Origin of the sequence: Ferrimonas futtsuensis DSM 18154, assembly GCF_000422645.1 — a bacterium.
Taxonomy (GTDB): Bacteria; Pseudomonadota; Gammaproteobacteria; order Enterobacterales; family Shewanellaceae; genus Ferrimonas; species Ferrimonas futtsuensis.
On record NZ_AUGL01000011.1, the window covers coordinates 156,688 to 180,664 of the forward strand.

At 59.5% G+C, this 23,977-nt stretch carries 24 protein-coding genes; 16 read left to right on the forward strand and 8 right to left on the reverse strand.

Annotated features, from left to right (window positions below; genetic code table 11):
- Positions 1-330: 330 nt before the first annotated feature.
- The 3 genes from G505_RS0109860 to hslR all read right to left on the reverse strand — a co-directional run bounded on the left by G505_RS0109860 (position 331) and on the right by hslR (position 3,331).
- A complete protein-coding gene (locus G505_RS0109860) occupies positions 331-1,872 on the reverse strand; it encodes a phosphoenolpyruvate carboxykinase (RefSeq protein WP_028109405.1) in 1,542 nt (513 codons plus the stop codon).
- Between the two features lie 206 nt (positions 1,873-2,078).
- Complete coding sequence (gene hslO, locus G505_RS0109865; RefSeq protein ID WP_028109406.1) at positions 2,079-2,939, reverse strand: Hsp33 family molecular chaperone HslO; 861 nt, start codon at positions 2,937-2,939, stop codon at positions 2,079-2,081.
- A 14-nt stretch (positions 2,940-2,953) separates the two neighbouring features.
- Positions 2,954-3,331, reverse strand: a complete 378-nt coding sequence (gene hslR / locus G505_RS0109870; protein ID WP_342662885.1) for a ribosome-associated heat shock protein Hsp15 — start codon at positions 3,329-3,331, stop codon at positions 2,954-2,956.
- A 280-nt stretch (positions 3,332-3,611) separates the two neighbouring features.
- Here hslR and gspC point away from each other — a divergent pair, with 280 nt between their 5' ends.
- From gspC to cysQ, 14 genes are all read left to right on the forward strand, one after another.
- Positions 3,612-4,538 carry a type II secretion system protein GspC gene (gspC, locus tag G505_RS0109875; RefSeq protein WP_028109408.1) on the forward strand — a complete coding sequence of 309 codons (927 nt, stop codon included), beginning with the start codon at positions 3,612-3,614 and terminating at the stop codon, positions 4,536-4,538.
- Between the two features lie 20 nt (positions 4,539-4,558).
- On the forward strand, positions 4,559-6,703 hold the full coding sequence (gene gspD, locus G505_RS0109880) for a type II secretion system secretin GspD (RefSeq protein ID WP_028109409.1): 2,145 nt from the start codon (positions 4,559-4,561) through the stop codon (positions 6,701-6,703).
- 3 nt (positions 6,704-6,706) lie between these two features.
- Positions 6,707-8,254, forward strand: a complete 1,548-nt coding sequence (gene gspE, locus G505_RS0109885; protein ID WP_028109410.1) for a type II secretion system ATPase GspE — start codon at positions 6,707-6,709, stop codon at positions 8,252-8,254.
- Between the two features lie 3 nt (positions 8,255-8,257).
- Entirely contained in the window at positions 8,258-9,481 is a 1,224-nt protein-coding gene (gene gspF / locus G505_RS0109890) for a type II secretion system inner membrane protein GspF (protein WP_028109411.1), read from the forward strand.
- Between the two features lie 21 nt (positions 9,482-9,502).
- A complete protein-coding gene (gspG, locus tag G505_RS0109895) occupies positions 9,503-9,940 on the forward strand; it encodes a type II secretion system major pseudopilin GspG (protein WP_028109412.1) in 438 nt (145 codons plus the stop codon).
- The gene (gene gspH / locus G505_RS0109900; protein ID WP_028109413.1) at positions 9,940-10,524 is read left to right on the forward strand and encodes a type II secretion system minor pseudopilin GspH; all 585 of its coding nucleotides are present in this window, start codon (positions 9,940-9,942) and stop codon (positions 10,522-10,524) included. Before gspG ends, gspH begins: the two co-directional genes overlap by 1 nt.
- Entirely contained in the window at positions 10,521-10,889 is a 369-nt protein-coding gene (gene gspI, locus G505_RS0109905) for a type II secretion system minor pseudopilin GspI (protein ID WP_028109414.1), read from the forward strand. The genes gspH and gspI overlap by 4 nt, the downstream gene beginning before the upstream one ends.
- On the forward strand, positions 10,870-11,625 hold the full coding sequence (gene gspJ, locus G505_RS0109910; RefSeq protein WP_028109415.1) for a type II secretion system minor pseudopilin GspJ: 756 nt from the start codon (positions 10,870-10,872) through the stop codon (positions 11,623-11,625). Before gspI ends, gspJ begins: the two co-directional genes overlap by 20 nt.
- Positions 11,625-12,620 (forward strand): type II secretion system minor pseudopilin GspK, encoded by a 996-nt coding sequence (gspK, locus tag G505_RS0109915; RefSeq protein ID WP_028109416.1) that lies wholly within the window; start codon positions 11,625-11,627, stop codon positions 12,618-12,620. Before gspJ ends, gspK begins: the two co-directional genes overlap by 1 nt.
- Positions 12,617-13,813, forward strand: coding sequence for a type II secretion system protein GspL (gene gspL / locus G505_RS0109920; RefSeq protein ID WP_028109417.1), 1,197 nt, complete (start codon positions 12,617-12,619; stop codon positions 13,811-13,813). Before gspK ends, gspL begins: the two co-directional genes overlap by 4 nt.
- Positions 13,813-14,292: a type II secretion system protein GspM gene (gene gspM / locus G505_RS0109925; protein WP_028109418.1), complete on the forward strand. Its 480-nt coding sequence runs from the start codon at positions 13,813-13,815 to the stop codon at positions 14,290-14,292. The genes gspL and gspM overlap by 1 nt, the downstream gene beginning before the upstream one ends.
- Before the next feature lies 1 nt (position 14,293).
- Entirely contained in the window at positions 14,294-15,049 is a 756-nt protein-coding gene (locus G505_RS0109930) for a type II secretion system protein N (RefSeq protein WP_028109419.1), read from the forward strand.
- Between the two features lie 104 nt (positions 15,050-15,153).
- Complete coding sequence (gene nudE / locus G505_RS0109935) at positions 15,154-15,705, forward strand: ADP compounds hydrolase NudE (protein WP_028109420.1); 552 nt, start codon at positions 15,154-15,156, stop codon at positions 15,703-15,705.
- A gap of 25 nt (positions 15,706-15,730) precedes the next feature.
- The gene (gene cysQ / locus G505_RS0109940) at positions 15,731-16,543 is read left to right on the forward strand and encodes a 3'(2'),5'-bisphosphate nucleotidase CysQ (protein ID WP_028109421.1); all 813 of its coding nucleotides are present in this window, start codon (positions 15,731-15,733) and stop codon (positions 16,541-16,543) included.
- 27 nt (positions 16,544-16,570) lie between these two features.
- On the opposite strand, the gene mnmH is transcribed toward cysQ, so the two are convergent.
- The 4 genes from mnmH to G505_RS0109960 form a co-directional block, all read right to left on the reverse strand.
- The gene (gene mnmH / locus G505_RS0109945) at positions 16,571-17,665 is read right to left on the reverse strand and encodes a tRNA 2-selenouridine(34) synthase MnmH (RefSeq protein ID WP_084643938.1); all 1,095 of its coding nucleotides are present in this window, start codon (positions 17,663-17,665) and stop codon (positions 16,571-16,573) included.
- Complete coding sequence (gene selD / locus G505_RS0109950) at positions 17,665-18,702, reverse strand: selenide, water dikinase SelD (RefSeq protein WP_028109423.1); 1,038 nt, start codon at positions 18,700-18,702, stop codon at positions 17,665-17,667. The genes mnmH and selD overlap by 1 nt, the downstream gene beginning before the upstream one ends.
- A 129-nt stretch (positions 18,703-18,831) precedes the next feature.
- Positions 18,832-19,695 carry an alpha/beta fold hydrolase gene (locus G505_RS0109955; protein WP_028109424.1) on the reverse strand — a complete coding sequence of 288 codons (864 nt, stop codon included), beginning with the start codon at positions 19,693-19,695 and terminating at the stop codon, positions 18,832-18,834.
- An 8-nt stretch (positions 19,696-19,703) separates the two neighbouring features.
- Positions 19,704-20,810 carry an acyl-CoA desaturase gene (locus G505_RS0109960; RefSeq protein ID WP_035385271.1) on the reverse strand — a complete coding sequence of 369 codons (1,107 nt, stop codon included), beginning with the start codon at positions 20,808-20,810 and terminating at the stop codon, positions 19,704-19,706.
- Between the two features lie 144 nt (positions 20,811-20,954).
- Here G505_RS0109960 and fabR point away from each other — a divergent pair, with 144 nt between their 5' ends.
- Positions 20,955-21,590, forward strand: a complete 636-nt coding sequence (gene fabR, locus G505_RS0109965) for an HTH-type transcriptional repressor FabR (RefSeq protein WP_028109426.1) — start codon at positions 20,955-20,957, stop codon at positions 21,588-21,590.
- 34 nt (positions 21,591-21,624) lie between these two features.
- Here fabR and trmA read toward each other — a convergent pair whose 3' ends face one another.
- Positions 21,625-22,725, reverse strand: a complete 1,101-nt coding sequence (gene trmA, locus G505_RS0109970; protein ID WP_028109427.1) for a tRNA (uridine(54)-C5)-methyltransferase TrmA — start codon at positions 22,723-22,725, stop codon at positions 21,625-21,627.
- Positions 22,726-22,858: 133 nt separating this feature from the next.
- On the opposite strand from trmA, the gene murI reads away from it, so the two are divergent.
- The gene (gene murI / locus G505_RS0109975) at positions 22,859-23,644 is read left to right on the forward strand and encodes a glutamate racemase (RefSeq protein ID WP_028109428.1); all 786 of its coding nucleotides are present in this window, start codon (positions 22,859-22,861) and stop codon (positions 23,642-23,644) included.
- The last annotated feature ends 333 nt before the right edge of the window (positions 23,645-23,977 follow it).

Sequence of the window (23,977 nt, forward strand, 5' to 3'; positions counted from 1 at the left end):
TCACCGCCGGAAATAACTCTCAATGGGGTGTTGCTCAGAATTTCGACCAAAATAAACAAAATCATTACAAATTTAACGTTCTGAAGCATTGGTTATTGCGACCTGATAAAGTGTCGCAATTTCACTAAGTTGGGGTGGGTAAAGGGAAAATCCGTCCCGGCTTGGTCAATGAAATGGGCCGTTTTCCAATCGATTGCGTAGGAGATCGCCCAGAACGAATGTGCGTCGAAATAATTAATCATTCGGCGAATTATTTTTGAGGCGAATAGAAATGCAAAAGGGCCGCTAACATATTGGCGGCCCGTTGGTTTTTTGAGTCTGGTTCAGGCGTTATCCCTGAGGCCCGGCGCGTCGAATCCCTTCAGATACTTCGTATTGGCTGAAGTTCTCTTTGAACTCGGCGGCCAACTTTGCGGCGTAGCGGTCGTACTCCTGACCGTCCTCCCAGGTGTCTCTGGGGTTGAGCAGCTTGCTGTCGACACCGGCGATGGTCAAGGGCACCTCCAGGTTCAGCTGGGGCAGGTGCCGGGTCTTGGCATCGGCCAGCTCACCGGAGACGATGGCGTCAATGATGGCTCGGGTCGTCGGGATATCGAACCGCTGGCCAATGCCATAGGGGCCGCCGGTCCAGCCGGTATTCACCAGGTACACCTTGGTATCGAAGCTATCAATTCGCTTCATCAGCAGCTCGGCATAGACCCCGGCAGGGCGGGGGAAGAAGGGGGCGCCGAAACAGGTGGAGAAGGTGGACTGAATGCCTGCGGCACTGCCCATCTCGGTGGAGCCCACCTTGGCGGTATAGCCGGAGAGGAAGTGGTAGGCCGCCGCTTCCTTGCTCAGGCAGGAGACCGGAGGCAGGACGCCGGACACATCGCAGGTGAGGAACACCACCGCATGGGGTTCGGCCCCACGGTTGGCTTCAATGCGGCGAGCGATGTGCTCCAGGGGGTAGGCGGCACGACTGTTCTGAGTCAGGCGGTCATCGCCATAGTCTGGGGTGCGCTCTTCATTGAGCACCACATTTTCCAGTACGGTGCCGAAGTGGATGGCGTTCCAGATCACCGGCTCATTTTTGGCAGACAGGTCGATGCACTTGGCGTAGCAGCCACCCTCGACATTGAATACGCCGCCGGGTGCCCAGCCATGTTCATCGTCGCCAATCAGGGCGCGCTTGGGGTCGGCGGACAGGGTGGTCTTGCCGGTGCCGGAGAGGCCAAAAAACAGAGTGGTGTCGCCCATCTCGCCCACGTTGGCGGAGCAGTGCATCGGCAGTACGCCCTTGGCGGGGAGCAGGAAGTTCTGCACGGAGAACATCGACTTTTTCATTTCGCCGGCGTAGCGCATGCCTGCCAGTAACACCTTGCGCTGGGCAAAGTTGATGATCACCGCCCCGTCGGAGTTGGTGCCATCCCGTTCGGGCACACACTGGAAGCCGGGCGCGTTATAGATCTGCCACTCGGCCTTGTCGCCCTGATTGTAACGCTTGGGGACGATGAACAGGTTACGGGCAAACAGCTGCTGCCAGGCGGTTTCCGTGGTCACCCGAACCGGCAGGTAGTGCTCCGGGTCGGCACCCACCTCCAGTTCGGATTGGAAGCACTCTTTCTCGGCCAGGTAGGCTTCAACCTGAGACCAGAGGGCATCAAACTTGTCGGCATCGAAGGGCTTGTTGATCTTTCCCCAGTCGATGTCGGCTTCGGTGGAGGGTTCTTTGACGATGAAGCGGTCGTTGGGGGAGCGGCCGGTGCGCTGACCGGTTTCGACACAGAGGGCGCCGTTGTCGGCCAGGGTGCCTTCGCCGCGGTCGAGGGCATGCTCAACCAGCTCTGCGGCGGAGAGGTTGCTCAATACACGCATCCTGCATGTAGTCATACTGTTTTGACTCCTTGGCGTCGGGGCTCCTGCCGTTCGCCTGATTTCTATTTATAGAGGGGGTCTGTAGGGTGTGAACAGTTTCTGTTCAACGGGGGGAGTGTAGCGTCGATGGGGCAAAAAATCGATATTTGTGACAAAGATCAAAGGGCGGCGCAGTGGCCGCCCTTATCTGCTGATTGATGTTGGCTATTAGCCAGTATGTGCTAGTGACTCTGGCTGGAGCTGGCGGCTGATCCCGCCCACAGGGCTTCCATGTCGATGCGGTCGAAACGGTAGCCGGCACCACAGTAGTCGCAGTTGATGGCGATCTGACCCTGCTCCTCCAGCACGCTCTCCAGCTCCTCTTTCGGCAGGGTGGAGAGGGCGGACAGGCTGCGCTCGCGGGAACAGCCGCACTTGAAGCTGATCTCGGCAGGGTCGAACAGGCGCACCTCTTCCTGGTGGTAAAGGCGATGCAGTACCTCTTCCGCATCCAGGGAGAACAGCTCTTCCGGCTTGATGGTATCGGTCAGGGACTCCAGGTGCTCAAACTCCACCTCCTGCTCCTTGGCACTCTCAGGCAGGATCTGCAGCAGCATGCCGGCGGCGTGCTGATTGTCGGCGTGCAGCCACAGTCGGGTTTTCAACTGCTCGGACTGGGCAAAGTACTGCTCCAGGCAGCCCGCCAGGGTGTCCTGATCCAGGGCGACAATACCCTGATAGCGCTCTCCCTGGTCCGGGGTGATGGTAATCACCAGATGGCCCTGGCCAACCAGCTGTTTCAGATCGCCTTCGGGCGTGCCTTCCCAGCGGGCAATGCCGCGCAGCTGCTGGTTGTGGTTGCCGTTGATGGCCACCAGGCTGATGGGGCCGCTGCCCTGAAGCTGAACGGCGATCTCCCCCTCAAACTTGAGGATGGCGGTCAGCAAAGAGGTGGCAGCCAGGGTTTCACCCAGCAGGCGGGCGACCGCATCCGGGTACTCTTTGCCGCCCAGCATCTGCTGGTAGCTCTGCTGCAGTTGTACGATCTCGCCGCGCACATCGGCTTGGTCAAACAGGTAACGGTATAACTTGTCTTGGCTCATGATGGTCTCTTTGCTTACTGTTGCTTCAGCTTCATGATCTGGCGGCGTTGTTTCTTGTCCGGCCGTGAGGAGGTGAGGGGTTGACCCGCAGCCTCGAGTCTCCGTGATGTGGAGGCGGCTTCCCGCTTTTTCAAGCTCTCGTCCGTTTCCCGGTACATCTCTTGTGCCAGGGGGGCTGAGAGGCGCTTCTCAGACAGCCCCTGGATCACCACCTCCCGCTCATCATTGCCCTGCCACAGGGTGATGGTTCCGCCGACGGAGATGAGTCGGCTCGGCTTGCATCTCTGGCCGTTATAGTGGACCTTGCCGCCGCTGACCATCTCCTGGGCCAGTGGCCGGGTCTTGTAGAACCGTGCCGCCCACAGCCATTTGTCGATGCGGACTGAAGTCAATTCTGTATGCGGTTGTTTTTTGGCCATGATTTGATGTTCTACTATCTAAAGCGAGAGGTCGCGCGAACTATGAAGATCAAAAACTGGGGGAGCCTCACAGCGTGATGGGGCCGCCAAGGGTAGCATAACTAGCCAAATTTGACCATGACAGGCGGGCTGCCACCAAGTATGGTTAAGGGTTGTTGCACCTTAGGTGGTGGGTTAGCATGAACTTTACGAATTTTCTTATTATTTCTAACTCGATACGCTGCCGGCACTAAGAGTAAAGAGCACTGAATTTATGGATTATCTGCAGCAGGGACTCAATGGCCTTGCCAAACTGCCTCAAGCGGCCATCGCTCGCGTCCTGACTGCCCTGTTGGCGGTGTACGCCATCTACCTTGCGTCGCAGTTGACCTGGATGATGGTGCCCACGGAGAGTGGCCCTCAGCAGGCCTGGCGCCCCCAAGCCCAGCAGGGTACCCAGACCCAGGGGCGGGACATGAGCCAGGTTCAGTCACTGAACCTGTTTGGTAAGGCGGAAAAAACCCAGGCCACCAAGAAGCCCGTGGTGGAAACCAACCTGATCACCGACGCGCCCAAGACCACCCTGAGAATCCTGCTGACCGGCCTGGTGGCCAGTTCAGAACAGGAGCGGGGGATTGCCATTATCGAGAGCGCCGGCAGCCAGGAAACCTATGGCATCGGCGACAAGATCAAAGGCACCTCAGCAAGCCTGCATGAGGTCTACGCGGACCGGGCGATCATCGTCAATCGCGGGCGTTACGAAACTGTGATGCTGGATGGCATTGAGTACAGTAAAACCATCACCGATGAAACGAAACGGTTAAAGCAGACTCCAACTGAACCACAACAGCAGGACCTGCGGGAAAACCAGGCCGTTTCCCAGCAGCTGGATGAAGCTCGCAGTGCGTTGTTGAGCGATCCGGGCAAACTGACCGATTACCTCTCTATCAGTCCGGTCAAATCCCAGGAGGGGGGACTGAAGGGATATCGACTGAACCCAGGCAAAGACCGGGCTCTGTTTACCCAAGCCGGGCTGAAGGCCGGCGATCTCGCAGTGGCCATCAATGGCTACGACCTGACCCAGATGTCCGAGGCGATGCAGGTGCTCGCCGAACTGCCGGAGCTGACCGAAATGTCGGTGATGGTGGAGAGGGAAGGTCAACTTACGGAAATCATGTTTAGCCTGCCAAACCAAAACTGATCATGGCTATGGGGATGAGAATGAAGACACAAACACGCCGGATGCCCTGGATTCGCAACCGGATTGCCGCCGGCCTGATTGCCGGGGCGTCCGTACTGGCCATGGGAATGCCAGCGATGGCCGCCCAGTACGCCGCCAACTTCAAAGGCACCGACATCCAGGAGTTTATCAACATCGTTGGTAAGAACCTGCAGAAGACCATCATCGTCGACCCCACGGTGCGGGGGAAGATTAACGTCCGCAGCTATGACCTGCTCAACGACGACCAGTACTACCAGTTCTTCCTGTCGGTGCTGGAGGTGTATGGCTACGCCGTGGTGGAGATGGACGGCAATGTCATCAAGGTGGTGAAAGGCAAAGACGCCAAGAATGCCGCCATCCGGGTGGCTGATGAGCAGCAGCCCGGCGCCGGTGACGAGATGGTCACCCGCATCGTCCCCCTCTACAACGTCGAGGCCAAGCAGTTGGCTCCGCTGCTGCGTCAGCTCAACGACAACAGCGACGGCGGCAACGTGGTGAACTACGACCCCTCCAACGTGCTGATGATCACCGGTCGCGCGGCGACAGTGAACAAGCTGGTGGAGATCGTCAAGCGGGTCGACCTGCAGGGTGACACCAAGGTTCAGGTGGTGAAGCTGCAGTACGCTTCCGCCGCCGAGATGGTTCGCATCATCGACGCCCTGTATCGCAGCGGCGCCCAGCAGTCCACCGCCGCCGGTTCCGTGCCCAAGGTGGTGGCGGATGAGCGCACCAACTCCGTGGTGATCTCCGGCGACGAAAAGGCCCGTAAGCGTGCGGTACAGCTGGTGCACTCCCTGGATCAGGATATGCGTAACTCCGGCAACACCCGGGTGTTCTACCTCAAGTATGCCCAGGCCGAGGAGCTGCAGGAGGTGCTGTCTGGTTTTGCCGAGAGCCTGGAGCAGGCGGAAGACGCCGCCAAGGGTGGCACCCGCGGCAAGCAGAATCAGGGCATCACCATCATGGCCCATGCCGATTCCAATGCCCTGGTGATCAACGCCAAGCCGGACCAGATGCAGGAGATCGAGAGCGTCATCCGCCAGCTGGACATCCGCCGTGCCCAGGTGCTGGTGGAAGCGGTGATCGTCGAGATCGCCGAGGGCGATGACATCAGCTTCGGGGTGCAGATGTACCACGAGTCCGGCGCCCTGACCCAGTTTAACAACGGCAACGGCGTCACCATCGGTGAGATCGCCGCCGGCCTGTGGGATGCCCGTGAGACCCCGGGAAGCACAGTGTGTACTGGCGATACCTGTACCGAGAATCCTGATCAGCCCGGAGACATCTCCACCCTGGCCAGCGCCCTGGCCAAGATCAACGGCATGGCCTGGGGGATGCAGATCGGTGACTTCGGTGCCCTGGTACAGGCGGTGGCGTCCGACTCCAATTCCAACGTACTGGCCACTCCAAGCATCACCACCCTGGACAACCAGGAAGCCAGCTTCATCGTCGGTGATGAGGTGCCGGTGATCACCGGTTCCGCCGCCAGCTCCGGCAACGACAACCCCTTCCAGACCGTGGAGCGGAAAGAGGTGGGCATCAAGCTGACCGTCAAACCCCAGATCAACGAGGGGGACGCGGTGCAGATGGAGATCGTCCAGGAGACCTCCAACGTCAATGGCCGTACCTCGGTGGACGTGACCTTCGGCAAGCGTGAACTGAAGACCACGGTATTGGCGGACTCCGGAGAAACCATCGTCCTGGGCGGCCTGCTCAACGAAGATGTGCAGGAGAGCGTCTCCAAGATCCCTCTGCTGGGTGACATCCCCTACCTGGGCGCGCTGTTCACCTCCACCTCCTCCAGGAAGACCAAGCGCAACCTGATGATCTTCATCAAGCCCACCATCATCCGTGATGGGGTGACCATGAACGGTCTGTCCGGTCGCAAGTACAACTACATCCGCGCCGCCCAGCTGGCCCAGGATGAAGAGGGCGTGGCACTGATGCCCAACACCTCGGTACCGGTGCTGCCTGAGTGGGTCCAGCCCAACAACCTGACCCCGGAAGCCCTGGAGATTCTGGAGAACTACCAGAAGGGCAACGATATGGAGACCCCCATCCGCGATGATTCCAGCTGGATGAATGACCAGATGGATCGTCTCAAGAAGGATAAGACCAACGGCATTCCGCCGGTGGAGGAGTAATCCATGGCCGAAGTGACTCACACCGAGGCTCTGGAGCAGGCCGCCCAAGAGGCGGACCTGGAGGCGATGGAGGAGGCGCAACAGGGCCCTGAACATCGCCTGCCGTTTGCCTTTGCCCGGCGTTTCAGCCTGGTACTCAGCGACGCCGACAGCGGCGAGCTGGTGCTCAGCTATGGCCCGAACTGCCCGCCCAAGGCGCTGCTGGAAGCCCGGCGCCTGGCCGGTGGTCAGGTGAGCCTGCAGCCGCTGGATCAGAGCGCCTTCGATATTAAGCTGACCGAGGTGTATCAGCAGGACAGCTCCGAAGCTCAGCAGCTGATGGAAGACATCGGCAAAGACGATGATTTGACCTCTCTGGCGGACGAGCTGCCGGAGACGGAAGATCTGCTCGATGCGGAGGATGATGCCCCCATCATTCGCCTGATCAACGCCCTGTTGTCTGAGGCGATCAAGGTGGGTGCGTCGGACATCCATGTGGAGACCTACGAGCGAGAGCTGGTGGTGCGTTTCCGGGTGGATGGGGTGCTGCGCGAAGTGCTCAAGCAGCAGCGTAAGATCAGCTCCCTGCTGGTGTCCCGCATCAAGGTGATGGCCCGACTGGACATCGCCGAAAAACGGGTGCCCCAGGATGGCCGCATCTCCCTGCGCATCGGTGGCCGAGCCGTGGATGTGCGGGTGTCCACCATGCCTGGCTCCCGCGGGGAGCGGGTGGTGTTGCGTCTGCTGGATAAGAATCAGGCGATGCTCAACCTGAGACAGCTGGGGATGAGCGCTGCCCTTCGAAAAGAGTTCGACACCCTGATCCGCAAGCCCCACGGCATCCTGTTGGTGACCGGCCCCACCGGTTCGGGTAAATCCACCACCCTGTATGCCGGACTGACCGAGATCAACAGCCGGGATCGCAATATCCTGACCGTGGAAGATCCCATCGAATACGAGATTGAAGGCATCGGCCAGACCCAGGTCAACACCAAGGTGGACATGACCTTTGCCCGTGGCCTGCGCGCCATCCTGCGTCAGGATCCCGATGTGGTGATGGTGGGTGAGATTCGAGACCTGGAAACCGGCTCCATTGCGGTTCAGGCCTCGCTGACAGGCCACCTGGTGCTCTCCACCCTGCACACCAACACCGCCGCCGGGGCCATTACCCGCCTGCAGGACATGGGGGTGGAACCCTTCCTGGTCTCCTCCTCTCTGCTCGGGGTGTTGGCCCAGCGCTTGGTGCGCACCCTGTGTGACGAGTGCAAGATCCCTCACCAGACCGACGCCCGTGAGATGGAGCTGCTGGGCCTGTCCCAGCCGGTGACCATCTATCGAGCCTGTGGCTGTGACGCCTGCAACCAGAGTGGTTATCGTGGCCGAACCGGCATCCATGAGCTGCTGGTGGTGGACGATCAGATTCGCGAGCTGATCCACGGTGGCAGGGGTGAGCTGGCCATTGAGAAGTATGTGCGCCAACACGTGCCCTCCATTCGTGCCGATGGCTGCGCCAAGGTACTGGAAGGTCGCACCACCCTGGAGGAAGTGCTCCGGGTGACTCGGGAGGAGTAATCCATGGCGGCCTTCGAATACAAAGCGCTCAACAGCAAGGGGCGCCAGGTCAAGGGGGTGATCGAAGCAGACACCCCCCGCCAGGCCCGCAGCCTGCTGCGCGAGAAGCAGCTGGTGCCCCTGGATCTCCAGGAGGCGGCGGCCCAGGAGAAGCGCAGTGACAGCCAGGGGTTCTCCCTGACCCTGTTCAAACCCAGAATCTCGACCACGGAGCTGGCGCTGCTGACTCGTCAGCTGGCCACTCTGGTGGCCGGTGGCCTGCCTATCGAGGAAGCCCTCAAGGCGGTGGCGGAGCAGAGCGAGAAACCCAGAACCAAGGGTATGGTGATGGCGGTGCGCTCCAAGGTGGTGGAGGGGTATTCCCTGGCCGAGTCCATGAAGGAGTTCCCCCACATCTTCGATGAGCTCTATGTGGCCATGGTGGCGTCAGGGGAGAAGTCCGGTCATCTCGAAGTGGTGCTGGAGCGACTGGCGGATTACAAGGAGCGTCAGCAGGAACTGAACTCCAAGCTTATCCAGGCGATGGTCTACCCCATCATCCTGACGCTGGTGGCCATTGGCGTGGTCTCCTTCCTGCTGGTGGCCGTGGTGCCCCAGGTGGTGGATCAGTTCAGCTCCATGGGCCAGTCCCTGCCCTGGACCACCCAATTTTTGATCGACGCATCGGAATTTTTGCAGGCCTGGGGTCTCTACATTGTAGGGGCTGTGGTCGTGGCGCTGGTGCTGTTCAAGCAGGCTCAGCGCAACCGTGATTTCAAGCTGAAGTGGCACAACTCGGTGCTGCACATGCCGGTGATCGGCAAGGTGGCCCGGGGGCTGAACACCGCCCGCTTCGCCCGCACCCTGAGCACCCTCTCCTCCTCCGGGGTTCCCCTGCTGGAGGCGATGGGGATCGCCTCGGACGTGCTGCTGAACCTGAGGGTTCGGGATGCGGTGGCGGAAGCCACCACCAAGGTGCGTGAGGGCGCCAGCTTACGGGCGTCGCTGCAGCATACCGGCCTGTTTCCGCCGATGATGCTGCACATGATCGCCTCCGGCGAAAAGTCCGGTGAACTGGACAGCATGCTGTCCCGGGCGGCGGACAACCAGGACCGGGAATTTGAGACCTTGGTCAGTGTGGCCATGGCGGTGCTGCAACCGCTGATCGTGGTGACCATGGCCGGTGTGGTGCTCTTTATTGTTGTGGCCATCATGCAGCCCATGATGGCAATGAATACCTTTATCTGATAACGCCTTTTGAGGTTAGACATGAGTAAAAAACATAACCGCCAGCGCGGCTTTACCCTGCTGGAAGTGATGGTGGTACTGGTGATCATCGGCATTATGGCCTCTTTGATCGCCCCCAACCTGATGGGATCCAAAGACAAGGCGGACATCCAGAAAGCGGTGGCGGACATCGTGACTCTGGAGGGCGCCATGGACATGTATCGCCTGGACAACAACATCTACCCCACCACCGAGCAGGGCGTGACTGCCCTGGTGAACCGTCCCAACTACTCCCCTGAGCCTCGCAACTACCGCGAAGGCGGCTACATCAAGCGTCTGCCGCAGGACCCCTGGGGTAATGACTATGTGCTGCTGAGCCCGGGTGAGAAGGGGCGTTACGATCTCTGTTCCGCCGGTCCCGACTTTCAGCTGGGCAGCGATGACGACATCTGTAACTGGAACCTGACGGAATACCAGTAATGATGAAACGGGCGCGGCGCCAGGCGGGGTTTACCCTGTTGGAGATCATGCTGGTGCTGGTGCTTATCGGGGTGGCGGCGATGTCGGTGACCCTGACGGTGGGGGGAGACCCCCGCCAGGAGACCCTGGACAAGGCGGCCAATGAGTTTGCCGCCGTGGTGTCCATGGCTCTGGAAGAGTCGGTGATCTCCGGCCAGGAGCTGGGGCTGGTGGTGGAGGAAGACCACTATCTGTTTGCCCGCTTTAACCTGGACAAGAATGACTGGGAACAGCTGGTGGGGGACCGCCTCTACCGCGAGCGACGCATGCCCGACGGGGTGATCCTGAGTCTGTCGGTGGAGGGGATGCCCCTGAAGCAGTCAGACGAAGATGAGGAGAGTGAGTTTGGCCTGGATCGCTCCCTGTTTGAGAAGAGTGATGAGGAGAAGCGCAAGACCCCCGAGCCTCAGCTGATTCTGCTTCCCTCCGGGGAGATCACCCCCTTCACCCTGCAGTTTGAAGAGATCAGCGCCCGCCCAACTCTGGTGATTGAACTGGAGGGCAACGCCATCGGTGACATCCGCCGCACCGAGGAGGAGTCATGAGGCCGCGTGGCTTTACCCTGCTGGAGGTGATGGTGGCCCTGGCGGTGTTTGCCCTGGCCGCCGTGGCTGTGCTCAACAGCGCCGGCGAGCAGCTCAGTGCCGTGCCGATTCTTCGGGAGAAGACCTTTGCGAACTACGTGGCCCACAACCGATTGGTGGACGCCCGGCTGGAATCTGAGTTTCCCGAGCTGGGCAACAGCAAGAAGGGTCGGGTTGAGCTTGCCGGTCGCCAGTGGCACTGGCGACAGGAAGTGGTGAAAACCAGCGACGCGGAGTTCCGTGCCATTCGGGTTAAAGTGAGCCTGGATGAAGATTTCGATAATATAATCAGTGAGGTAACCACCTATGTGGCCAAACCGGACTAAGGCGTCTGGCTTTACCTTGCTGGAGATGATGCTGGCGATGGCGATCTTCGCCCTGCTGGGGGTGAGCACCGCCGCGGTGCTCTCTAACATCCTCAACATCAGTGAGACCAGCGAGACCCACCATCTGCGACTGAAACAGGTGCAGCGGGCGATGTCGATGATGGAGCGGGATTTCAGCCAGCTGGTGATGAGGCCGGTACGGGGAGCGGGCAGTAAGCCCAGTGACTCCAAGTATCAGTTTGGTGATGGCTGGCTGGAGTCGGACGCCGACGGCATCAGCTTTTTTCGACTGGGATGGCTGAATCCCCGGGGACAGCTGCCGAGGGGAAGCCTGCAGCAGGTGGGGTACCGACTGCAGAAGAACCAACTGCAGCGTTTGCACCACATCTACCCGGACCCCGTGGTGGATACCGACCCACAAGAGCTGGTGCTGTTGGACCGGGTGCTGGATCTCAAGCTGGCCTTCTATGTGGATGACAAGTGGCAAACCAAACTGGAGGGCAGCCCCCTGGTCCGGGCTGTGTCGGTGAAGCTGGAGCTGGAAGACTTTGGTGAGATCGAGCGTCGCTTCCTGCTTCCGGACGGCGTGGGCAGTGCCAAGTCGGACTCCGATGAGAACAATGGGAACGGCGGCAACAGCGGTTCCGGGGGTAACAATGGCTCCGGTGGTAACGGCGGGTCCGGTGGGAACGGTGGCAACTCAGGTGGCTCCGGTGGCAATGAGGAGGGCAACTGATGTTCTCCAGACAGAAAGGGGTGGCCCTGCTGACGGTTTTGCTGGTGTTGGCGGTGATGACCACCATCGCCGCCAGCTTCAATGAGCGCAGCCGATTGGCGGTGAGACGCACCGTCAATCATCACCAGCTGACCCAGGCCTATTGGTTTGCCCTGTCGGTGGAGGAGCTGGCCAAGCGAGCCCTGAAGCAGGATATGGAGGACGCCGACGATACGGTGCACCTTCAGCAATACTGGGCCACGACGGATGTGATCTATCCGGTAGACGGGGGACAGCTGATCGGTCATATCGATGATATGCGCAGCTGCTTCAACCTCAATGCCCTGGGCCAGGAACTGACTCAGGCTGAGAAAAACGAAAACCCCAACCAGAAGCCTCTGGTACAGAAGCAGTTCCAGGCGATGCTCGAGGACCTGGGGATGGATCTCTACCTGGCGGAGATGGCGACAGAGCGGTTGCACGACTACATCGACGAAGATGATCGTGCCGAAGGCAGCTATGGCGCGGAAGATCCGGACTATGAAGCCCGCGAAGTGCCCTATCGCGCCGCCAATCAACCCCTGTGGCACCACAGCGAAATGCGGGCGGTGCTGGGAATCAGCCAGCCCATGTATGAAGTTCTGAAGGATTATGTCTGCGTGATCCCCGGCGACACCACTCAGGTGGTGAACGTGAATACCGTTCCGGTAGAGCGGGCCTCCCTGTTGGTGGGGATGTTCGACGGTAAGCTGAGCCAGGGACAGGTGGAAGATTTGATTGCCAATCGTCCAGCGGACGGTTGGGAAGATATGGAAAAGTTTTGGCAGGAGTCCCTGGTTCAGGGAGTGAAGCTGGACGACAAGGCCAAGAGCAGCTTTGTGGTGGACAGCAAGTATTTTCGCCTGCGTGCGGCGGCCAAGGTGGATAACACCTTGTTCCGGCTCGAAACCGTTTTACAGCGGTCGGGAGGTACCCGTTTTGTGGCGCTGACCCGACAGTATGGAGGCCAACAGTGAGCGAACGATTAGTGGTGCGTCTGGGTGAGAGAGCCGACACACCCATTAGCTGGATCACCTGGTCCGAAGAGCAGCAGAGTGTCATCAGCTCCGGGGTATTGCCTGGCGCAGAGGCCCTCTCCAGCCTGACGGAGCGGGCGGGCGGTCGGCCCGTTGAGGTGCTGGTGGATTCCAGTGCCCTGACCCTGACCCAGGTGAACCTGCCTGCCAAGATGGCCCGCCAGGCGCTGAAGGGATTGCCCTTCATGCTGGAGGATGAACTGGCCCAGGAGGTGGATAAGCTGCACTTTGTCACTGGCCGCCGTGATGGTGACCAGTTGGCAGTGGCCGTGGTCAGTCATGAGCAGATGGGGTTGTGGCGCCAATGGCTGAAGGATGCCAACCTCCAGGCGGCGCACATGGTGCCCGACGTATTGGCGTTGCCGCAGCCGGAGGGGTGCGATGGTGCTCTGGTGCAACTGGAAGCCCAGTGGCTGTGCCGCTTTGGTTTGGAAGGCTCCAGCGTCGACACGGACTGGCTGCCCATTATCCTGGCCGACAAGGCGGAGCAGGGGGACGTTTCCCTGGCGCACTTCTCCCCGGTGGACCTGATGGTGGAGGGCGTCCAGTGGCAGCCTCAGTCGCTTGAGCTGCCGATGCAGGTTCTGGCTCAGGGGATGGCCCAATCCCGATGCAATCTGCTCAGTGGCGCCTATGCCCCCAAGCGCGAATTGGGCAAGGTGTGGAAGATTTGGGGCAAGGTTGCCATCATGGCCGGCCTGGCCCTGGTGCTGACCCTGGTGTACCAGGGGATGCAGTGGCATCAGATCGACACCAAGCGCCAGCAGGTTCGGGCTGAATCTGATGCAATCTATAAGCGTCTGTTTCCCGGTGAGAGGGTCAATCCGGCGATTCATCCCTCGCAGCGCCTGGCCGGTAAGGTCCGGGGCCTGGGCGGCGGCGGTGGCCAGGGGGAACTGCTCTCTATGCTCAATCAGCTGCAGCCCGCCTTTGCGGCGATTCCTGAGCTCAAACCGGTTTCACTGCGCTACAACGCCGATCGTGGTGAGTTGCGACTGCAGGTTCGGGCGGCCAACTTTGCCCAGTTTGAGCAGTTCCAGAAAGCTGCCGGGGGCCGCTTCCAGGTGGATACCGGTGCCATGAACAACGAGGAACAGGGGGTCAGTGGCGCCCTGACGGTGAAGGTGAAATGATGGATGCCCTGAAAGCCTGGTGGCACAAACTCAATCCCCGTGAACGACAGATGCTGACTCTGGCGGCCCCCTTCATTCTGATCGGAGGCTTCTACTGGCTTATTTGGCAACCGCTGACGGGCGCCGTTGCCAAAGCGGAGCAGGGCCTCAAGAGCGAACTGAGCCGTCAGGCGAGTCTGAAGGCGGATGCCAATCGCTATCTGAGCCTGGGCCAGGGCGGATCCGGCAATAATATGGCCACCGGCAGTCTCAGCCAGTTGGCGACCCAGAGCGCCAAGCAGTTTGCCCTGAGCATCGAACGGATGCAGCCACAGGGCGATAAGCTGCAGGTCTGGCTGACCGAGAGCAGCTTCGAAGGGTTGCTCAACTGGCTGGCCTACCTGTCTGAGCAGGGCGTTCGGGTCGACGCCGTGGACCTGGCTGCGGCGGACACCGCAGGCAGAGTGGAAGTTAGACGGTTACAGCTGATTAAGGGTTAAGATGCGTTATCTGAAGTATGGCCTGGGTGCTCTGGTGCTCTACCTGGTGTTTCTGGCGGTGACCGTACCGGTATCCCTGGTGTGGCAGTTCTCCCCAAAACCCAAAGGGATTCAGGTGTCTGGCCTGGAGGGCACCCTGTGGGCAGGACGCGCCGACACCGTGACGATGGCAGGCCGCCGCCTGGAAAATCTGACCTGGGAATTGGATCCCTGGTGGGCATTGATTGGCGGGCAACTCGAGGCTGTGGTCTCGGTGTCCGGTGATGTACAAGGACGAGGCACGGTGCGCTATGGCTTCTCGGGCCTGGAGGTGGAAGGTCTTCGCCTGGAGAGTCCGCTCTCCGTTCTGGTGGGCAATCGCCGCCTGCCGTTTCGCACCAAGGTGGCCGGTGAGGTCAAACTGAATCTGTCCCAAGGCAGTCAGGGCGAGCCCTGGTGTGACAGCCTCAATGGCCGCATCACGGTGCAGCAGCTGGATGTGAACAACCAGTTTGGCGCCTTCCCTCTGGGCAACCTGGCTGGCACGCTCGGCTGCAGTCAGGGAAATCTGCAACTGACCATGACGGAACAGGACAATCGAATTGGTGTGGCCGGCACCGCCCTGCTCAAGGCCAATATGCAGGTGGAGGTGAATGCCGGCATCAAGGCGACCGCCGAACAGCCGGACGCCATGGCCAAGTCCCTGGCTTTCCTTGGCCAACCGGATGACAACGGAGTTTACCCGCTTCAATACTCCGGACGCGTGCCGGGTTTTTGAATGACAAAGGGACGCTCAGGCGTCCCTTTTGTTTTGTGACCGATATCAAATCGGTGTGTGAATGTGTATCCTAGTTTCACTCCAGTCAGACTACTCAGGACCCTATGAGCTCGAAACAGAAACCCCAGATCCTCAACACTGAATTGGTGGCCAGCAGCCGGCTTTTCCGGGTGGAACAGGTCCACCTGCAGTTCAGTAATGGTGAGGAGAGGGTGTACGAGCGGATGCAGGGGGGCAACCGCGGTGCGGTGATGGTGGTGCCCATGCTGGATGAGCACACCGTGCTGCTGGTGAAGGAGTACGCCGTAGGCACAGAAACCTACGAGCTTGGGTTTGTGAAAGGCCTGATTGACCCGGGTGAGAGTGCCGTTGAAGCGGCCAACCGGGAGCTTCAGGAGGAGGCGGGCTTTCGGGCTGACAGCCTGACCCATCTGATGGAGGTGGCCCTGGCCCCCGGGTATTTTTCTAGCAAGATGCAGATCTTACTGGCGCAGGGACTGTCGCCCAGTAAACTGGAAGGCGATGAGCCAGAGCCCCTGGAGTTGGTGCCCTGGCCCATTGAGGATCTGGATGGCCTGCTGGCTCGGCCCGACTTTAATGAATCCCGAGCCATCAGCGCCTTGTTTTTGGCAAGGAAAGCGCTGAAACTTAATTGAAGTACGACCGCAGTAGGTAGAGGTTTTGGAAAGCATTAGCACCTTGTTGGAACCCGCCATAGAGATTGCCCGCCAGGCGGGGGAACGGATCCGCGAGATCTACGAAGAGGGCCAGTTTCAGGAGATCACCAAGTCCGACAACACCCCGGTGACCACGGCGGACCTGGCGGCTCACGATCTGATCGTTTCGGCGCTGACCCGGTTGGCACCGGAGATCCCCATCCTTTCCGAAGAGGATGCGGAGATCCCCCTGGCAGATCGTCAGAATTGGCACAGGTATTGGCTCATCGATCCCCTGGATGGGACCCAGGAGTTTATTGCCGGCAGTGGTGATTTCGCCGTCAACATCGCCCTGGTTGAGAACCACAGACCGATTCTGGGTGTGGTGTACGCCCCCATCTCCCGGGCTTGCTACTTTGGCGTCGACGGCCAGGGGGCCTTCAAGCGTCAGGATGGCCGGGATACCCCCATCCGCAGCCGGCAAGCCAGTGAGGCTGAGCAGGAGATGGTGATTGCGGTCAGCCGTCGCCAGCGACTGGATGCGGTGACCAATCTGCTGGAGCCGGGCCGTAACTACCGTTTTATTCCCTTTGGCAGCGCCTCACTCAAGAGCTGCATGGTGGCCGAAGGGGAAGCGGATGTGTATTTGCGCCTCGGCCCTACCGGCGAGTGGGATACCGGCGCTTCCCAGTGCATTGTTGAGCAGGCGGGCGGGCGCATCCTGGATATTGATCTGAATCCTCTCTCCTATAACGAGCGAGAGAGCCTGGAGAATCCCAACTATCTGGTGCTCGGGGCGCCGGATTTACCCTGGCATCGCATCCTGCAACATCCTTAAAGAAAAACGGCCCTAGGGGCCGTTTTTTTATCCTGCCTGTTGGTCCAGCCATTGGTGAACCGCCTGGTGATCCCCGCTGAAGGCCACCCGCTCCCGGCGCTTCTCCAACTGATGCCGATACATGGGATCGTAGTAGTGGCTGAGCAGGGCATCAATCCAGTGGCGGTGGGCATCCATGTTGCCATGCAGCTGGTCATCAAACCCCTGTTCCATGACGGTCCGCAGCGCCCGGTGACGCTCATCTCCCAGGCGTTTCTTGATGCGGTCCATGGCGCTGAGCAGGTGCTCCCTGTAGTTCAGGAAGCCTTGCGCTTCACCGTCTCGTGCCATGAAGTCGGCGGCAATGTTGATGACGTAGTCCCGCAGAATGCGCTCGATGCGATCCTCATGACTCACCTCCAGCAGTACCAGAGGCGCGCGCTGCATCCGCTCATGCATCTCAAGTGGCAATGAGACGCGGCCGATTAAACGGCTCTCATCTTCCAGCACCAGATGAGGCTGTTTCGCCTGCTGGTGACGCATCAGTTGCACCGCCAGGGCATTCTCAAAATCGATCTGGTTCGGCTGTTCGGTGACCTGGCGACCAAAGCTGGAACCACGGTGGTTGGCCAGCCCCTCCAGATCCACCATGTCCTGGCGCAGTTTCAGGAAGTCGGTTTTGCCACAGCCGGTCATGCCGCCAATGATCCACATCGGGGTGGTGGCGGTGATGCTGTCGGTCTGGTCCATCAGGAAGCTGCGCATCCCCTTGTAGCCGCCTTCGATAAAGGGGCGGTCATGGCCCACTTCGGCGATCCACTGCTGGCTCAGTTCGGAACGCAGTCCGCCGCGAAAGCAGTAGAGGATGGCGTCGGGGTGCTGGTCGAGAAACGCTTTCCAGGCCTGTTGGCGCTGCGCTTTCACCTGGCCCTGGACCAGCTTGTGGCCCAGTTCGATGGCGGCCATCTGCCCCTCCCGCTTATAGCAGGTGCCGACGGCGGCGCGCTCCTGATCGTTCATCAAAGGCAGATTGACGCTGTTGGGGAACGCGCCCTTGGCGAACTCCACCGGAGCCCGTAAATCGATGAGGGGGTGTTCTGACAGCAGCAATTCCCGATAATGGTCGGTACCGAGGCTCTTCATCACACCACCTCGACCATGGGGCCGGATTGCCGAGCCCGAAGCTCGCCAATGGGGTGAACGCCCAGTCCGGCAGTGCGAAGAATCTCCTCCACCTGCAGACAAGCGTGAGGCTCCACGGCCACCAGCAGGCCCCCGGAGGTCTGGGGATCGCACAGCAGGGTACGAGTGCGTGGATCCAGCTCGGGCAGCTTATGGCCATAGCTGTCGAAGTTGCGCCCGGCACCGCCTGGGATACAGCCCTGGGTCAGATAGTTGTCCACCTGATCCAGCAGGGGAAGTTTGTCGATTTCAAGGGTGGCGCTCAGGTTGGCTCCCTCACAGATCTCGGTGAGGTGTCCGGCCAGGCCAAAGCCGGTGACGTCGGTCATGGCGCTGACACCATGGACTCGTGCCAGTTGTGCACCAACCCTGTTCATCTGGCACATGGCGTCCACGGCAATCTTGTCGTGCTCCTCGGCCAGCTTTTTCTGCTTCTGGGCGGTGGTGAGAATGCCGATGCCCAGCGGCTTGGTCAGATAGAGCTTACTGCCTTCGGTCGCGGTGTCGTTGCGCTTGAGCTGGGAGAGAGGCACCTGACCGGTGACCGCCAGCCCGAAGATGGGCTCAGGGGCATCGATGGAGTGACCCCCGGCCAGCAGGATACCCGCATCGCGACAGGCGGCACGGCCTCCCTCGATCACCTGTTGTCCCACCTCTGCCGGCAGCAGATTGACAGGCCAGCCGAAGATGGCGATGGCCATCATGGGGGTGCCGCCCATGGCGTAGATGTCGCTGATGGCATTGGTGGCAGCAATGCGACCGAAGGTAAAGGGATCGTCGACGATGGGCATAAAGAAGTCGGTGGTGCTGATGATGCCGGTGGTGCCATCCAGGTCATAAACGGCGGCGTCATCCCGGCTGGCATTGCCCACCACAAGACGGGCATCGTCCAAGGGGGTTAACTGACTGCTCAGCAGGGTATCCAGTACCTTAGGGGAAATTTTACAGCCGCAGCCGGCGCCGTGGCTGTACTCCGTCAGTTTGATCGCTTTGCTCATCTGGGGCTCTGTTGCTTGTGAATCTTTTGGTCAGGGGCAAGATAATACCCCAAGGGCGTGCGGTTTGGGGCCATCTGACAGGCAAAACCCACAATTTTCCTGACAGGGAAGCGTTGAGTCGATGAGTGGTCACTCACTCTTTCTGGCCTGAATCTGGTTACGAAAAACCAGGTAATGCTGCAGAACCTGTTGGGGAGCTTCCAGCTGGGGATAGTGGCCAACACCCTCGAGGGCCTCGACCCTGGGTTCGGGGACCCGCTCCCGGTACGCCTGAACCAGGGTGCGGCCGGAGATGGGGTCCTGGGTGCCATCGATCAGCATCAACGGGCAGGGGGGATGAGTCAGAGGGCGGCTCCAGCGCTCACTGAACTGACGGCGCTCGGCCATGTAGTGCAGCAGGGACGGGATCACTCGCTGGCCATTGTTGTGGCTGAGCAGCCGCCACAGGGTGTTGACCTCGCCATCCTCCAGGGGGTGAGCGCCCCAGATTCGCCTTAAGCTGGCACGGAAGCGCCGCTGCCCCAGGAAGGGGACCAGCAGGGCGCCCAGCGGAGAGGCCAGTACCTTTTGAATCATCAGCGGCCGGTGCGCGTCGGCAAACAGTCCGCCATTGAGAAAGACACAGCTGAGGTAGCGCTGGGGGTCCCGGGCAAGCAACTCCTGAGCGACGGTATCCCCGTAATCGTGGGCCAGCAGATGGCAATGTTGGATACCCAGATGACTGAGCAGGGCTTCGAGGATCTGAGCCTGGTCGGCGATGTGGTAGTCATGAGGGTGGGGTTTACTGCTAAAGCCGAATCCCAGCAGGTCCATCATGACTACCCGGTAGCGCTGACTCAGCTGCGGCAGGAGTTTATGCCAGTCCCAGCTGGCCGAGGGGAAACCGTGGATCAATAGCAGAGTCTCCCCTTCGCCCTGATCCAGGAAGAAGAGTCGATGTTCCTGGTACTGAAACCAGTCGCCCTGTGCTTGCCACTCCCTCAGCCTGGTCATTTCAGCCCCTAAGCGTCAGCCAGCTGCTGGCGTAGTTTCAGCCACTGTTGCTGCTGTTCCCTCAGGCACAGCTTGAGCTCTTTCAGCCTGGTCTTGGCCGAGGCATCCAGTTGCGCCCGGGTCTGCTTCAGCAGCTTCTGCTTGGCCTGATAGTACTCGCACATCTGCTCGGCAACACTCTGATACTGCTGTTCAAGCTGCTGCAACCACTCGTCGGAGAGGCCGCGATCCTGAGCCATCGCCTGGCTTCGTTTCAGCTGCATTTGCAGCCTGGCGGTTTCGATCCGCTCAGTGGGCACCTCTCTTAACCCGTTAGCCAGTCTAAACCTGGCAAACAGGGCAATGAGCCACTTGGTGGGGTCGAAATGGAACCAGCGGATGCCGTTGCGCCAGTCGTGTTCGAAGGTGTGGTGGAAGTTGTGGTAACCCTCACCAAAAGTAAACAGGGCAAGGATGCCGTTGTCCCGACTCGATTGCTTGTCACTGTATGGCTGACTGCCCCAGATGTGGGCCAGAGAGTTGATGAAGAAGGTACCGTGATGCATGGCGACCAGCCGCACTACTCCCGCCATCAGGAAGGTGCCCCAGATGTCGCCGATAAGGGCGCCGGCGGCCAGTGGCGTGATCACATTGGTGACCAGAACCAGCAGGGCGTAGTGGCGATGCTGGAACATGACAATGGGGTTCTTCTGCAGGTCGCGCGCATTGGTGTAATCCGGCTCACCCTGGTAGTTCCTGAGCATCCAGCCTATGTGGCTGTACCAGAAGCCTCGGCTGGCGCTGTAGGGATCTTTGTGGTCGTCATCCACGAACTTGTGGTGGCGCCGATGATCGGAGGCCCAGTGAAGAATGCTGTTTTGCAGGGCCATGGCTCCACCTATGGCCAGAAACCATTGGACGGCGGGGTGGGCAGAGTAGGCCTTGTGGGACCAGAGCCTGTGGTAGCCGGCGGTGATGGAAAGGCCGTTCCAGGCCCAGAACAGGAAGGCCAGAATCAGGGTTTCCGATTGGTACCCGATCAGCACCCCGTGGAGTGGGGCCAGAGTCACGGCGGCCAGGGCGGTGAGGCTGAAGATCAGGGTATTGATGAGAATCAGTGGTGGCTTAGAATTCATCCTTGCGTCTCTTTGAGCGTACATCTGTGCGCTATTTTGGTGATCTTTGTCCAATAACGCAAGCCATGGTTGATCCAGCTCGCAGGTGAGCTTTGCCTCTATTCAAGTTAGAATGCATAAGTTTCTAATTAAGGGTAGTAAGTAATGGGGATTCGAGCACAGCAAAAGGAGCGCACACGTCGCGCTCTTCTCGATGCTGCGTTTAATCAGCTGAGCGCAGAACGCAGCATCTCCAACCTGAGTTTGCGAGAGGTGGCCAGGGAAGCTGGCATTGCCCCTACCTCCTTCTACCGCCACTTCAAAGATATGGAAGAGCTCGGGCTGACCATGGTGGATGAGGGTGGCCTGACTCTGAGGCAATTGATGCGCAAAGGGCGCCAGCGGGCCGAGGAGGGGGGAAGCGTCATTCGAGCCTCCATTGAGACCTTTATGGAGTTCATCGACAGCAACCCTAACGTATTCCGTCTGTTGCTGCGGGAGCGCTCCGGAACCTCGGCGGCGTTTCGTGCGGCGGTGACCCGGGAGATTCGCCATTTCATCGACGAGCTCAGCGACTACCTGCAGGCGAAGACGGGTCGCCGTCCTGACCTGGCTTATGCTCAGTCGGAAGCTCTGGTGACTCTGGTGTTTTCCAGTGGCGCCGAAGCCCTGGACCTGAATAAGAAGGAGCGTCAGGCTCTGGCCGAGCGCCTCATCGTGCAGCTGAAGATGATTGCCAAGGGTTCGGAGGCGCTGCAACGCAGCGGCCGGGAGCCGGAGCTGGAAAACCTGCCTAAATAAAAAAGACCGCCGATTGGCGGTCTTCCTTTATCTGTTACTTACGTTCCAAAAGAACACCCGCTTCCATATGGTGGGTATAGGGGAACTGGTCGAACAGCGCCAGCCGGGTCACCTTGTGGGTTTGCCCCAGGGTTTGCAGGTTGTCCAGCAGAGTGTCCGGATTGCAGGAGATGTAGAGAATTTTCTCGTAACCCTGCACCATCTTCTCGGTCTCCTTATCCAGTCCGGCGCGGGGCGGATCGACAAAGATGGTGTTGCAGTTGTAGCCCTTGAGGTCGATGCCCCGTAGGCGGTTAAACTCCCGCACCCCATTCATGGCATCGGTGAAGTCCTCGGCGGACATGCGAATGATGGTGACGTTGTCGATGTTGTTGGCGGCAATGTTGTGCTGGGCCGCCTCGACGGAGGGCTTGGCCAGTTCGGTGGCCAGTACCTGGTTAAAGTTCTGAGCCAGGGCCAGGGAGAAGTTGCCGTTCCCGCAGTAGAGCTCCAGTAGATCACCAGTGCTGTTACGGGTGCAATCGACCGCCCACTCCAACATCTTCTCTGCTACCTTGCCGTTGGGTTGGGTGAAGCTGTTTTCAATCTGCCGATAGTGCATCTGGCGATCGTGCACCTGCAGGGTTTCATCCACGAACTCACGATCCAGGCACCACTTCTGTTTGCGTGCCCTTCCGATGAAATCAACCTTATGGCCTTCGGCGCGCCAGGCGTCGCGCAGTTCTCGTACTCCTTCAACCCAGGTGTCGTCCAACTGGCGATGGTAAAGCAGGGAGATCAACAGCTCGCCGCTGAGGGTGGAGAGAAAGTCCGCTTGAAACAGGCGGCGCCTGAGATGCTCATTGGGACGCAGCGCTTCCATCAGTCTGGGCATGAACTGGTTGATCAGTTCACTGGCCGGCAGGAACTGGTCGGTGCGTACCTTTTCTCCCTGGGCCTGATCAAACATGATGTAGTAGAGATCATCGTCGTCATGCCAGACTCGGAACTCGGCGCGCATTCGATAGTGTTGAGGCTCAGAAGGAAACACTTCCAGTTCCGGAGCATTGAATGGGGCGAACATCGACCTCATACGCTCGCATTTTTCGGCTAACTGCTTTTCGTAGTTGGCCGGATCAAGGGCTTTCAGATCCATGTAGTACTCCGGTGTCTGGATTTAGAGAGGGGGAATTCTAACCAAGCCAAAGCTTAAGTCCAGTCCCCTTGGTAAATGACGGGCTCTGTGTGAGAATCAACGCCTATTCCGTTATAGCAACAGTTCCTTGTCGATGAGCTCCATTCTTCTGTTTGACTCAGGTGTCGGTGGCCTCTCCATTCTGGAGCATGTCCGCAGTGCCTTCCCACAGTGGCCTGTCCACTATCTGGCGGACAACGCCAGGTTCCCTTATGGGGAGTTACCCGAGCAGGAGTTGATCGACGGCTGTGTGGAACTCATTACCCCTCTGGTGCGAGACCTGAAACCTGCCCTGGTGGTGGTGGCCTGTAACACCGCCAGTACCCTGACTCTGCCTGCGCTGCGAAACGCCCTATCCATTCCGGTGATTGGTGTGGTGCCCGCCATCAAGCCTGCGGCGGCGTTGTCCTACACCGGGACCATTGCGCTGCTTGCGACGCCAGGTACCGTGTGTCGCAGCTATACCGATGGATTGATCCAGGACTTTGCGCCTCATTGCCGGGTGATTCGTCTGGGCAGCAGTGACCTGGTTCGGCTGGCCGAGGACAAGCTGGCGGGAAGGGGATGCGACAGCGCGGCCCTGCAGGCGGTGTTGACCCCCCTGATGGTCGAGCCCTCCCTGGATGTGGTGGTGCTGGGTTGTACTCACTTCCCTCTGTTGAATGAAGAGATCGGCCAGATCCTGGGTCCAAAGGTAAGGCTGGTGGATTCAGGCAGCGCCATAGCCCGGCGCGTCGGTACCTTGATCAGTGCGTCAGAAGTGATGCCTGGAACCGATCCCGGCAGTTACTTTTACACAGGGTCCAGCCCCTCGACTGAGTTGATGGCTGGCCTCGAGGCTCGCGGGCTGGTTTTATCGACTAAGGTTGCTGCTTCCTAAACCGAATTGATGGAAAAGATCGCAAAGGATCCTTTTGATCCAAAAAGGGGTTGCGCCAGAGAATTCTCCCCCTATAATGCGCTTCCTGTCGACGGGGCAAAGCGGAAGGAAAACGGATGCTGAGCAAAACTTCGACACTCGGCGACAAGGCAGCGAATTAGCCCTTGACCGCCACGGAGAGTCGCGTAGAATGCGCCTCCTGTCTCGATGAGAGACACGCTCTTTAACAATTAGTCAGACAATCTGTGTGGGCACTCGCGCAGGATTGATATCTCATATATCAATGTTGCACTGAGTGACTATAACAAGTTAATTCAGTAATTCATTGAGTCG

What these genes read in the sequence shown, in the direction of transcription:
- G505_RS0109955 (WP_028109424.1), bottom strand. Translation starts at nt 19,695, where the DNA reads ATGACCAGGCTGAGGGAGTGGCAAGCACAGGGCGACTGGTTTCAGTAC.
- gspM (WP_028109418.1), top strand. Translation starts at nt 13,813, where the DNA reads ATGGATGCCCTGAAAGCCTGGTGGCACAAACTCAATCCCCGTGAACGA.
- G505_RS0109930 (WP_028109419.1), top strand. Translation starts at nt 14,294, where the DNA reads ATGCGTTATCTGAAGTATGGCCTGGGTGCTCTGGTGCTCTACCTGGTG.
- G505_RS0109960 (WP_035385271.1), bottom strand. Translation starts at nt 20,810, where the DNA reads ATGAATTCTAAGCCACCACTGATTCTCATCAATACCCTGATCTTCAGC.
- gspJ (WP_028109415.1), top strand. Translation starts at nt 10,870, where the DNA reads ATGTGGCCAAACCGGACTAAGGCGTCTGGCTTTACCTTGCTGGAGATG.
- G505_RS0109860 (WP_028109405.1), bottom strand. Translation starts at nt 1,872, where the DNA reads ATGACTACATGCAGGATGCGTGTATTGAGCAACCTCTCCGCCGCAGAG.
- gspE (WP_028109410.1), top strand. Translation starts at nt 6,707, where the DNA reads ATGGCCGAAGTGACTCACACCGAGGCTCTGGAGCAGGCCGCCCAAGAG.
- gspD (WP_028109409.1), top strand. Translation starts at nt 4,559, where the DNA reads ATGAAGACACAAACACGCCGGATGCCCTGGATTCGCAACCGGATTGCC.
- fabR (WP_028109426.1), top strand. Translation starts at nt 20,955, where the DNA reads ATGGGGATTCGAGCACAGCAAAAGGAGCGCACACGTCGCGCTCTTCTC.
- nudE (WP_028109420.1), top strand. Translation starts at nt 15,154, where the DNA reads ATGAGCTCGAAACAGAAACCCCAGATCCTCAACACTGAATTGGTGGCC.
- gspK (WP_028109416.1), top strand. Translation starts at nt 11,625, where the DNA reads ATGTTCTCCAGACAGAAAGGGGTGGCCCTGCTGACGGTTTTGCTGGTG.
- mnmH (WP_084643938.1), bottom strand. Translation starts at nt 17,665, where the DNA reads ATGAAGAGCCTCGGTACCGACCATTATCGGGAATTGCTGCTGTCAGAA.
- selD (WP_028109423.1), bottom strand. Translation starts at nt 18,702, where the DNA reads ATGAGCAAAGCGATCAAACTGACGGAGTACAGCCACGGCGCCGGCTGC.
- murI (WP_028109428.1), top strand. Translation starts at nt 22,859, where the DNA reads ATGAGCTCCATTCTTCTGTTTGACTCAGGTGTCGGTGGCCTCTCCATT.
- trmA (WP_028109427.1), bottom strand. Translation starts at nt 22,725, where the DNA reads ATGGATCTGAAAGCCCTTGATCCGGCCAACTACGAAAAGCAGTTAGCC.
- gspF (WP_028109411.1), top strand. Translation starts at nt 8,258, where the DNA reads ATGGCGGCCTTCGAATACAAAGCGCTCAACAGCAAGGGGCGCCAGGTC.
- gspH (WP_028109413.1), top strand. Translation starts at nt 9,940, where the DNA reads ATGATGAAACGGGCGCGGCGCCAGGCGGGGTTTACCCTGTTGGAGATC.
- gspC (WP_028109408.1), top strand. Translation starts at nt 3,612, where the DNA reads ATGGATTATCTGCAGCAGGGACTCAATGGCCTTGCCAAACTGCCTCAA.
- gspI (WP_028109414.1), top strand. Translation starts at nt 10,521, where the DNA reads ATGAGGCCGCGTGGCTTTACCCTGCTGGAGGTGATGGTGGCCCTGGCG.
- gspG (WP_028109412.1), top strand. Translation starts at nt 9,503, where the DNA reads ATGAGTAAAAAACATAACCGCCAGCGCGGCTTTACCCTGCTGGAAGTG.
- hslO (WP_028109406.1), bottom strand. Translation starts at nt 2,939, where the DNA reads ATGAGCCAAGACAAGTTATACCGTTACCTGTTTGACCAAGCCGATGTG.